Source organism: Ruegeria sp. HKCCSA071 (assembly GCF_017872555.1).
GTDB lineage: Bacteria > Pseudomonadota > Alphaproteobacteria > Rhodobacterales > Rhodobacteraceae > Ruegeria.
On record NZ_JAEDOX010000001.1, the window covers coordinates 1,591,492 to 1,601,940 of the forward strand.

General features: G+C 55.5%; 10 protein-coding genes and 1 tRNA gene. 7 read left to right on the top strand and 4 right to left on the bottom strand.

Annotated features, from left to right (window positions below; translation table 11 throughout):
- Positions 1–21 precede the first annotated feature (21 nt).
- The 3 genes from I9188_RS07870 (at position 22) to I9188_RS07880 (ending at position 3,183) form a co-directional block, all read left to right on the top strand.
- A complete protein-coding gene (locus I9188_RS07870; protein ID WP_209504840.1) occupies positions 22–984 on the top strand; it encodes a zinc ABC transporter substrate-binding protein in 963 nt (320 codons plus the stop codon).
- Between the two features lie 229 nt (positions 985–1,213).
- Positions 1,214–2,539, top strand: a complete 1,326-nt coding sequence (locus I9188_RS07875; protein WP_209599584.1) for a sensor histidine kinase — start codon at positions 1,214–1,216, stop codon at positions 2,537–2,539.
- Positions 2,536–3,183, top strand: coding sequence for a response regulator transcription factor (locus I9188_RS07880; RefSeq protein WP_209504842.1), 648 nt, complete (start codon positions 2,536–2,538; stop codon positions 3,181–3,183). Before I9188_RS07875 ends, I9188_RS07880 begins: the two co-directional genes overlap by 4 nt.
- 74 nt (positions 3,184–3,257) lie before the next feature.
- On the opposite strand, the gene I9188_RS20195 is transcribed toward I9188_RS07880, so the two are convergent.
- Positions 3,258–4,034: a hypothetical protein gene (locus tag I9188_RS20195; RefSeq protein WP_245220433.1), complete on the bottom strand. Its 777-nt coding sequence runs from the start codon at positions 4,032–4,034 to the stop codon at positions 3,258–3,260.
- Between the two features lie 302 nt (positions 4,035–4,336).
- Positions 4,337–5,257: a LysR family transcriptional regulator gene (locus I9188_RS07890; RefSeq protein ID WP_245223703.1), complete on the bottom strand. Its 921-nt coding sequence runs from the start codon at positions 5,255–5,257 to the stop codon at positions 4,337–4,339.
- A 234-nt stretch (positions 5,258–5,491) separates the two neighbouring features.
- On the opposite strand from I9188_RS07890, the gene I9188_RS07895 reads away from it, so the two are divergent.
- The 4 genes from I9188_RS07895 to I9188_RS07910 all read left to right on the top strand — a co-directional run bounded on the left by I9188_RS07895 (position 5,492) and on the right by I9188_RS07910 (position 9,830).
- Positions 5,492–6,457 carry a glycine betaine ABC transporter substrate-binding protein gene (locus tag I9188_RS07895; protein WP_209504844.1) on the top strand — a complete coding sequence of 322 codons (966 nt, stop codon included), beginning with the start codon at positions 5,492–5,494 and terminating at the stop codon, positions 6,455–6,457.
- A gap of 66 nt (positions 6,458–6,523) precedes the next feature.
- Positions 6,524–7,579: a glycine betaine/L-proline ABC transporter ATP-binding protein gene (locus tag I9188_RS07900; RefSeq protein ID WP_209504845.1), complete on the top strand. Its 1,056-nt coding sequence runs from the start codon at positions 6,524–6,526 to the stop codon at positions 7,577–7,579.
- Positions 7,576–9,117, top strand: coding sequence for an ABC transporter permease subunit (locus I9188_RS07905; protein ID WP_209504846.1), 1,542 nt, complete (start codon positions 7,576–7,578; stop codon positions 9,115–9,117). Before I9188_RS07900 ends, I9188_RS07905 begins: the two co-directional genes overlap by 4 nt.
- On the top strand, positions 9,114–9,830 hold the full coding sequence (locus I9188_RS07910; protein WP_209504847.1) for an alpha/beta hydrolase: 717 nt from the start codon (positions 9,114–9,116) through the stop codon (positions 9,828–9,830). The genes I9188_RS07905 and I9188_RS07910 overlap by 4 nt, the downstream gene beginning before the upstream one ends.
- 21 nt (positions 9,831–9,851) lie before the next feature.
- On the opposite strand, the gene I9188_RS07915 is transcribed toward I9188_RS07910, so the two are convergent.
- Positions 9,852–10,202, bottom strand: a complete 351-nt coding sequence (locus I9188_RS07915) for a hypothetical protein (protein ID WP_209599585.1) — start codon at positions 10,200–10,202, stop codon at positions 9,852–9,854.
- Between the two features lie 170 nt (positions 10,203–10,372).
- A tRNA-Met gene (locus tag I9188_RS07920) sits at positions 10,373–10,449 on the bottom strand.

Sequence of the window (10,449 nt, forward strand, 5' to 3'; positions counted from 1 at the left end):
TAAAATCACACAGAGGGCCCAATGTCCAGAACGCTTCTTCTTCCATTGTCGATCACTGTTGCACTGCTGGGTGGACCAGCCCGCGCAGATGCGCCAAACGTTGCCGCGGACATTGCCCCGGTTCATTCGCTGGTGGCCCGTGTCATGGAGGGTGTGGGAACACCTGCCCTGATCGTCGCACCGGGTGCCTCGCCGCATGAATACAATCTGCGCCCGTCCGAGGCAGCCGCGTTGCAAGATGCAGAACTGGTGTTCTGGGTGGGAGAAGACCTGACACCCTGGTTGGAAAGCGCGATAGAAAATCTTGCCCAAGGTGCGACCGCCACAGCCCTATTGGACGCAAAGGGTACGGGGCTTCTTGAGTTCCGGGAAGACGCATTGTTTGAGGCGCATGATCACGCGGGCGATGCGGGTCACGAAGACCATGACGACCATGGCGATCACGAAGGCCATGATGATCATGACTCTCATGACCCACATGCCTGGCTGTCGCCAACGAATGCCAAAGCCTGGCTGACCCTGATCGCGGATCAACTGTCGTCAGCGGATCCCAACAACGCCGCTGCGTATGTGGCAAATGCCGAAGCCGCGCGCGAAGAAATAACTGCGCTTTCCGCAGAAGTGGCGGAGTTGCTTGAACCCGTTCGCGGCGGCAGTTTCATCGTGTTTCATGATGCCTACCAGTATTTTGAGGTCTCGTTCGGTTTCCCTGCATCGGGCGCGATTTCCCTGAGCGACGCGTCCGACCCAAGCCCCGCGCGAATTGCCGCCATTCAAGGTCGCATTCACGCCGAAGGCATCAATTGCGTATTGTCCGAACCACAGTTCAATCCGGGCATCGTCGAAACCGTGTTGGATGGAACATCGGCGCGATCCGGTGTGATCGATCCGCAGGGCTCGGCTCTGGAACCCGGGCCGTCCCTGTACCCGCAAGTCATTCGTAACTTGGCGCAAACCCTGGCGGAGTGTTTGAAAACCCGTTGAGCCGGGATTGGGATCGGGACGCGGGAACCTGCCGGGGTGCACCCAAAAGGGCCAAGTCCCGATCTACGCATCAGGTTTGGAACATTTGAGAAGCGCATCAGACCATGGTCTGTAGCGCGTCAAGCAATTGTCGTTCATAGTCGATTGCGAAATGAGACCCAAAATTACTGACCTGACAATTGGCAACTGGTCTTTGTCGCGCGTTTTTCTCGCGGCGAGTGTTGCGGTCATGGGGACTGCAACGGTGTTTGTAGGTCACTGGGTATCGAACCGGATCGAAAACGCGGTTGTACAAAATTCCGCCAACTCCGCGGCATTGTACATGGAAAGCATTTTGTCCCCACTCAGCCAGGAGCTGGCGCATGGAGATCGACTGTCCGAACAGGCCAGCCGGGCGCTGGACGAGATCTTCATGACCCAGCCGATGCGCGAACGCATTGCCTCGTACAAGTTCTGGAAACAGAAGGGCGAGATTGCCTACGCATCGGATCCCGCCATCATCGGTCGCCGGTTCGAGCCGACAGATGACCTGAAACGTGCGTGGAACGGAGAAATCTCGGGCTCATTTGAAGAGCTGGACGACGAAGAAAGCGCGGCAGAGGCTGCGCTGGGCATTCCATTACTGGAAGTCTATAGCCCCATTCGCGAAATCTGGTCGGGGAAAATCATCGCGGTCGCCGAGTTTTATGAAAAGGCCGATCAGCTGGAACTGGACATGGCCAGAGCCCGAAGAACAAGCTGGTTGATCGTTGGCTCGGCCTTTGCAGCAAGCACGGTTGTTCTGTTTTCCATTGTCGCAATCGGCGACAACACTATTCGAAGGCAAGGACGCCTTCTGAACGACCGTCTTGCCGAAAGTGAAAAGATGGCAGCGCAGAATGCCATGCTGCGGTCGCGCGTCATTGATGCATCGGAAAGATATGCCGCGCAAACCGACAGGTTCCTCAGGAAACTCGGCGCGGAACTGCACGACGGCCCCGCCCAATACCTGTCACTTGCCGCCCTTCGACTGGAGGCCGCATTCGGCGACAGGCCGGAGATGCCCACCGAGGCCGAAGAAATTCAACAGTCGTTGCAGAAGTCTTTGGCAGAAATTCGCGCTCTTTCTCGGGGATTGTTCGCGCCGGACATCGAAAACCTGGCGCTCGTTGATGTCGTGAAAAGAGCTGTCGAGGACCATTCCGAGCACAGCCCTTTTCGCCCCGGTATTTCCTTTCAAGGCAATCCGTCGCCTGATTTGTCAATCTCGGGCAAGTTGTGCGTTTTCCGGTTCCTGCAGGAAACGCTTTCCAATGCCGCAAGATATGCGCCCGCGTCCCAGTGCACTGTCACCTGCGACGTACAAGATGATCGCATTACCGTTCAGGTCAGCGACGACGGCCCCGGGTTCGCCCCCTCCGGCGAGACGGTTCTGCGTGAGGACGGGGGACAGGGCCTTGTCGGCTTGCGTGACCGGGTCGAAAGCATTGGCGGTCGGTTCGAAGTGACGTCAACCCCAGGCAAGGGCACCACTGTTGCTATGACGTTGCTTCCCAGAAAGATGAGTGCATCATGACAACTTCCGTCGTTATCGCAGATGATCACCCGATTTTCAGGGACGGTTTGCACCGCACATTGGAGGAGGCCGACGGCTTCAAGGTTCTTGCCGCCGGATCAAACGCGGATGAGGCCGTTTCCCTTGTCCGAACCCATCAACCTGACATCGCCATCCTCGACCTGTCGATGCCCGGTGGCGGCATAAGCGCGACCCGTCGAATTGCCGAAATGGCAAACCCGCCTTTCATCGCGATATTGACGGTCTCTGAAAATAGCAGTGACGTCGCAGACGCTTTGGAGGCTGGCGCCATTGGCTATATCGTCAAAGGCGTGACCGCGCGCGAACTGACAGCTTCGCTGCGCAGTATCGCCTCGGGTGAAGGGTTCGTCTCGCCGGGTCTTGCTTCGCGTATGCTGCTTCAGATCAATCGCGGAAGTGGATCGCAGAAAGAAACTGACGCCATAGATGATCTTACCCATCGCGAAGAAGAAATCCTAAGACGCGTCGCCAAAGGGCTGAGCAATCGGGAAACAGCCGATGAGTTGGGAATACAAGAGAAAACCGTCAAGCATTACATGACGGCGATCCTGTCCAAGCTTCATGCGCGAAACCGGGTGGAGGCCGCTCTTATCGCGCATGAGGCCTGGAACAAGAACGACTAAGGGTCAGGCGCTCAATGACCGGGGCGGTCTCTCAAGAAAAGAAACCGCCCCGCACATTCGTCAAAGTTCGTTGCTCAGTTGGCGACCGACTGAAGCCTTTGGCGGTCCGCTGCAGTTGCGTTTCTTTCAACAACGGTCCGGTTGAACGGGTCTTTCAACTCGTATCGTCCGCCCTCGATCTCTTCCTTCCAGCCGTTCGTGTAGCTGACTTCGATATTGTTGCCCTGAATCTCGATTTTTGCAGGACGACTTCCGGCGCCACCGCTCTGCCCTTGCGAACGCACGCTATCGATTGAGATGCCGTTTGCCATCGACCGAAGGCGCGAAACGTCGGCACCGGTTGCAGGTCGTTCCTCGACGGTTCGGTTCTGCGCATTCTTTCTTTCGTATCGACCGTTTTCGATCTCTTCCTTGGTACCGTCGGCATAGCGTACTTCAATGCCGCTCGCGCTTGTTTCGACCTTTGTTATTCCGGCTGAACCAGATGATCGCCCTCCAGACTGAGAGCGGTCCGTCTTACCGCTGCCGCTGCCTCGGCCCGAGCGTGACGAGCTGTCGTCATCATCGTCATCATCGTCGTCATCATCGCTGTCGCGACCACCTTTGCCCGATCCGGAACTGTCATCCCGGTCATCATCACGATCACCGCCACTGCCTGACCCGGAGTTGCCGTCACGATCATCATCCCCGCCGTCACCATCACTCCCCTTCCCACTTTTTGCGAACGCGTAAGCGGGTTCCAAACGCAGATGGCCCTCGGCGTCGAAGGTCGGCACATAAGGTGTCATCACAATCAGCGAGGCAAGCGCTGCAGTGCTTAGAAGCTGACCGGTTCTTTTCTGGATCTTCATTTTCGTATCCAATCCTGTTCGAGGCGTTTTCCTGTATTGGGGTCAGAATATCCCGGGCCTTGCTGCGCTACATCGGGCTTAGGTCTGATGATTTTCCGGCCGAATGTCCGGGTCGAAGAAGAACTCTGAAATTCTTTCAGACAAACGGGACAAATACTCCTGAACCTGGCTTGTCCTGCGATGCGCCCTTCGTCGCAGTGTGGGCAAGCTTGTCTGGCCCGTGACGCGTCGCGCATCCTTGCGAATAGCGTTGCAGGCGAGCGAAATACTTCAAATAGGTTCGAAGGTGACGACCAACACCGTCACAACAGTTCCCATAGCTGTCGTGCGGTCTGGTCAAAGGCCGCGGGATTGGAAAAGGCAGAAATCGTCAATGTGGCGCACCATGCCTCATCACCAACTGGGACCAGCAACCCCTGATCCAGTTCCGAAGAAATAGCTGTCTCGGGCATCCAGGCAAAACCGCTGCCCGTCATCAGTCGCCGTTTGATCGTTTCCACCAGACTATCGACATAGATGGTCTCGGTATTCTGGGGTTTCCGATCAACAGTATTTTCGACGACCATGCCCAAAAACGATGATCGGTCATAGGACAGGTAAGGGATAGGCGGGCCATCCTGTCTGCCGAGATCCCATCCCAAGGCGCGCACCGGTTCAACGGCCGCCACGGGCACCAGCCGGTCCTTCAACAGGTCCTTACGCTCGAATGCAGCTTCATTGATCATGGGTGACACTGAGTGGTGATTGTAGCACAGCAGGATATCCACCACGCCTTCGACCAAAAGGTCACAACAGGTGCTTAAGGAATCAGACAGGACGCGAGTGCGCAAATCTGGGATCTGCTTCTGCAACTCTTCTATTCGGGTTGCCAAAAAATTAACCGCAATGGTGTGAAGCACCGAAAATCGGATGAACCGGCTATCGCCCCGGTCTGAATCCCGCAAGGACTGGCGTGTTTCTGACAGTTGTGAGATCGCTGTCAGGGCAACGGGTAAAAACTGCTTACCCGCTTCCGTCAGCTGTACAGGATACGTGGCCCGATTGACCAGAGGCAACCCGACCCAGCTCTCCAACGCTTTGATTCTGCGACTAAATGCGGATTGCGTAATGTTTCGCTCATCAGAAGCGCGCGTGAAGTTCAGGGTCCGGGCAAGGCACTCAAAGTCACGTAACCAATTCAGATCCAACGGGTGTTCCTGCGTGTTAATGAACGTATTCTCCAAGCATAATTCAAATTATGCAGAATACGAATAGTTTGATGAAATGTTCGAATTGGCTCTGAGAAAAGCTCTTGATCTAGACTTCTGAACAGGGTCCGGCGGCAGGACTTATTGTCAGCCTTCCGTCCGAAGTTGCGGCCAAAGAAAAGTTGGCACGACCCTATTGCGCGATGGGAAAGTGGAACGACAGAGAATACGACGTCAAAAACACGGCGCATATCAACAGAGGAGAAGACCATGAGAACCAAGTTGAACACAATAAGCCTGGTGGCTGCGGCTGGCATCTTCGCGATGCCCGCTTTCGCGGCTGAAGAGGTAAAAATCGGTGTCCCGTCATGGACCGGCGCCCAAGCCATTGCTCATCTGCTGGGCGCGGTCGTGGAAATGCGCATCGGTGGCAAAGTGGAATATGTGCCTGGCAACAACGCCACGATCTTTCAGGCGATGGATCAGGGCAAGGGCGATATCGACGTACATCCCGACGTATGGCTGCCCAATCAGGAAAGCTTTACCAAAAAATACGTCGACGAGGCGGGTACTGTGACTCTGTCTTCAAATCCCTATGAAGGCAATCAGGGGTTCTGCGTCAGCAAGGATTTTGGTGAAGCCAACAACATCACCGACATCGCCGACCTGGGTCGCCCGGATGTGGCTGCCCTGATGGACAGTGACGGCAATGGCAAAGGTGAGATGTGGATTGGCGCACCGGGTTGGGCCTCGGCCAATGTAAACGAGGTCAAGACAAGGGATTATGGCCTGCTTGATTTCATCGAACCGATCCGTGCCGAGGAAAGCGTGAAGACCGCGCGGATCAAGGACAGCATCGCCAAGGGTGAAGGGTACGCCTTTTACTGCTACAAGCCGCACGCGGTTTGGTACATGTTCGACGTGCAGATGTTGACCGAGCCGACATTCGATCCTGCAAAATACGTGATGATCCAGCCTTCCGACGATCCGGATTGGTACAACAAATCCACGGTCGCGACAAAGGACGCTCTCAAGAACGTGCAGATCGCATGGTCCAATTCCCTGCCAGAACGTTCGCCAGCTATTGCCGACTTCTTTGCTAATTTCGCGTTGACAGCGGATGATGTCAGCGGGTTTGCCTATGAAATCAGCGGCAAGGGCCGTGATCCGGCAGAAGTTGCCCGCGAATGGGTCGAAGCAAACCCGGATCGCGTCGACGCGTGGCTGGGCCTCTGATCTCACGCAGGAAACAGGGTGGCGGCAGGTGGTGGCGCCACCCAAGTGCAGACCTCTGGGGGACCCATGAGCGACGATACCGTTATTGAAATCTCGAATGTCTGGAAGATATTCGGGAGCAGGCCGGAAGTGGCGCTGCAAGCGATCCGCGACCGCGGGCTGAACAAGGCGCAAGTGCTGGCAGAATACAATTGCGTCGTCGGCGTCGCTGATGTCAGCCTGTCGGTCAATCGGGGCGAGATTTTCTGCATCATGGGCCTTTCCGGCAGTGGGAAATCCACTTTGGTTCGCCACTTCAACCGGCTGCTGGAACCGACCGCTGGCAAGATCGAAATCGAAGGTACCGATGTCATGGCTTTAGGGCCAAAGGAGCTTCAGCAGTTTCGCAACAGCAAGATAGGCATGGTATTTCAGAACTTTGCGCTGATGCCGCATAGGTCAGTGCTGGATAACGTGGCAATGCCGTTGGAAATTCGCCAAGTCAGCAAGAATGAACGCATGCGCCAGGCCGCGGCCATTCTCGACATCGTTGAGCTTGGCGCTTGGGGATCGAAATTCGCGCACGAGCTGTCAGGTGGTATGCAGCAACGTGTAGGCTTGGCTCGGGCACTGGCAGCCAACCCGGATGTGCTTTTGATGGATGAACCTTTTTCGGCACTCGATCCTTTGATCCGGCGACAATTGCAGGATGAATTCATCCGGCTCAGCAAGATCCTTAAGAAGACCACCATTTTCATCACCCACGATCTGGATGAAGCTGTTCGCATTGGCAATCGGATCGCGATCATGCGCGACGGCAAGGTGGTACAGATCGGAACGGCCGAAGACATCGTCATGAACCCTGCAGATGACTATGTGGCCGATTTTGTCGCCGGTATTTCACGGCTTAAAGTGGTGCGGGCCCATGCGGTTATGCGACCGATACCTGAACACGTCGCGGTTGACGGGCCTCTGCCGGCTGACGCCCCACGGGTGAATGAGAGCGAAAATCTCAGCACCCTGATCAATTTGGCAATCGACAACAGCAGCGCAATCCTGGTCGAGGACGGCGGCGTGGATGTTGGCGTCATAACCCGTGCCGACCTGCTGCGCACCGTGATCGAAGGGACCGAAGTGTCATGAGCACCTCAGATGTGAATCCGCTGGAAGACACCGAAAGCGAAGCGGCCCTGGCCTATGCCGAAGAGCGGCGCGAAAACATTCGGACATTCGTTCGCACCAGCCCGGACTACTACATACGAAATTTCGACAAGATCGGGGCGTCATCCCGTTTTACGCCAACCTTCAACTTCATGGCCGGGTTATTTGGCCCGGTCTGGTTCGGTGCGCGGGGCCTGTGGACATGGGCGTTACCGTTTTTGATCCTCGAAACGATAGCCTACGTGCAGATTGCCCGAGGGTTGTTCGGTGACCTGGCCGCCGATGCAATGGAACGTATCGCTTCGATTGAAGGAACGCTTGAACTGCGGCGTCAACAGCTGGCCGCAGCCATCGAAAACAACTCAGACAAGATTGATGTCTATCAACGTACTGTAGACTCGCTTGAGGAAAACATTGGCGGCATCAGGGCCGAAGCCGAAGCAATGGCCGCTGAAGGGCCTTACATCGTTCTGACCGGTCTGGCCATTCTGATTATCGTCAAGCTTATCCAGTCGCAGGTGGCGAATTGGGCGCTTGAGGCGCGCTTCTCGGAATGGTTGTCAGACCGTTCCATTCGGTCCGCCATGCCAGTGTCTCAGATCGTATTCAGTGCGATCTTCATGGTTTTGATCGTCGCGGCGGCGATGATGCACTACAGTTTCCCGGGCCGATTTTCGATCCTCAGCCAATTTCCGACAGATCCAAACATCCGGCTGACCAGTATCACATGGGTCGAAAACTTTATCGCCTGGTGCGTACGAAACAGTGTGGCCTTCTTTGACGGGCTGACCTTCGGCATACGAACGCTGCTGGACGCGCTTGAAGTTATTTTGGTGCAAACACCATGGATCGTGATCGCAAGCCTGATCATTCTGCTGACCTGGCTGACTGCGGGAATCAGCACGGCGATCTATTCCGGGGCGTTTCTGGCCTATATGGGCCTATTGGGGTTTTGGGAAGGCGCCATGACCACACTGGCATTATTGGGGACGGCGGCCTGTTTGTCGATCGTCATCGGGATTCCACTGGGCATGTTCGCTGCGCGTCGCCCAAGGTTCTATGCTTTTATCCAGCCTATCATGGATTTCATGCAAACCATGCCAGCCTTTGTTTTCATGGTGCCGGTAATCGCGTTCTTCGGTGTCGGCAAACCCGCAGCCGTCGTGGTCACCATGATCTTTGGTGGCACACCCGTGGTGCGCCTGACTGTGCTGGGCTTGCGTGGCGTACCCGAAAGCGTTCGAGAAGCAGCGATCAGTTTCGGCGCCAATAAGTGGTATTTGCTGACCAAGGTAGACCTGCCACTGGCAAGCCCATCGATCCGGGCCGGGATCAACCAGACCATCATGCTGTCGCTGGCGATGGTTGTCGTCGCCTCGCTGATCGGAGCCAAAGGGCTGGGTGAGGACGTTCTGGAAGCGTTGCAATACGCAAACGTCGGCCAGGGTATCCTTGCCGGGTTCTCAATCCTGTTCTGCGCCATGATCCTGGATCGGATTGTGCAGGGCGGTCGGAAATGACACCCATTGTTTTTGTCCATGGATTTTTGGGCGGCAGTCGGCAGTGGCAAGGGCAGGTTGAGGCAATGGCAGGCCACAAGATCATAACGCTTGACTTGCCGGGTTTTGGCGAAAATGCACAGCTCGAAGCTCTCGGCAGCATTTCAGATTATGCTGAATGGGCCTTGAATGAGCTGAAGACGCGTAGCATTGAGAAATTTCACCTGGTTGGCCACTCGATGGGCGGGATGGTCGTACAGGAAATGATTGCTCGCGCACCCGAGCGGATTGACCAATTGGTGCTTTATGGCACAGGGTCCGTAGGTGTTTTGCCAGGGCGGTTCGAAACGATTGACACAACAAAGCGACGGGCTTGCATTGACGGCCCGCAAGCGACCGGTCGGCGAATTGCAGCAACCTGGTTCCTTGAGCGGGAAAAAGCTGAAGCTTACGAAGAATGTGCTTCAATCGCCGAGCTGAGCAGCCTGCAAGCCATACTTACAGGTTTGGATGCCATGCATTGCTGGAGCGGTACCGATCTCCTGCCCGTTATCACAACCAAAACACTGGTTATCTGGGGGGACCGTGATCGTACCTACCCCTGGAGCCAAACCGAAAAGTTGTGGCAGTCAATTCCAAACGCAAATCTTGCGGTGATACCAGAATCTGCTCATGCGACGCATCTGGAAAAAGCCGAGCTGTTCAACAAGGTACTGAGTGATTTTCTTGTTTGAGCTGCCCCCAAATGTCTGGACCTATCCCGCGCTGAGCAAGTCACCCTCGCCTCCTGTTGTTACATTCCCCGGCAGATGATGCGCATTTCGCTCTACATTATTTGCTGCGAACTGCCAAAGAAACGCCAACCCAGCTACCAAAACAATCAGTGCCTCAATGACATAGTTGAAGCCGCGTTCAGCTTTCGGCAGTAAACTCGCCGCCCAAGGGCTACAACCGAAAGACTGAAGTGTGATCATCGGCAGCTTTTGGGCCCATCGGGACTTCTTGCGTGGACTTGTGTAAATAGTTTGTGCTGGATTGCTACACATCGACTTCGCCACATCTGCTTCCAGAATATTTTCCGGCGGTATTTGCGCAAATAGAAACACCGCCGGGAGGCGGTTCGTAACAATCTGATATTGTGTGTTATATTTGGTTGCGGTGAGAGGATTTGATCCTCTGCGGTTGAGGTTATGATGCTGACGAGGTTAAGAGGTTAAGCAATAGATCCGGGGGATCACTTGTGGTCTGAACGGGCAGTGTTGGGGTTTTCTGACGCTGGTTGCGGGAGCAGGATTTGAACCTGCGACCTTCAGGTTATGAGCCTGACGAGCTACCGGGCTGCTCCATCCCGCG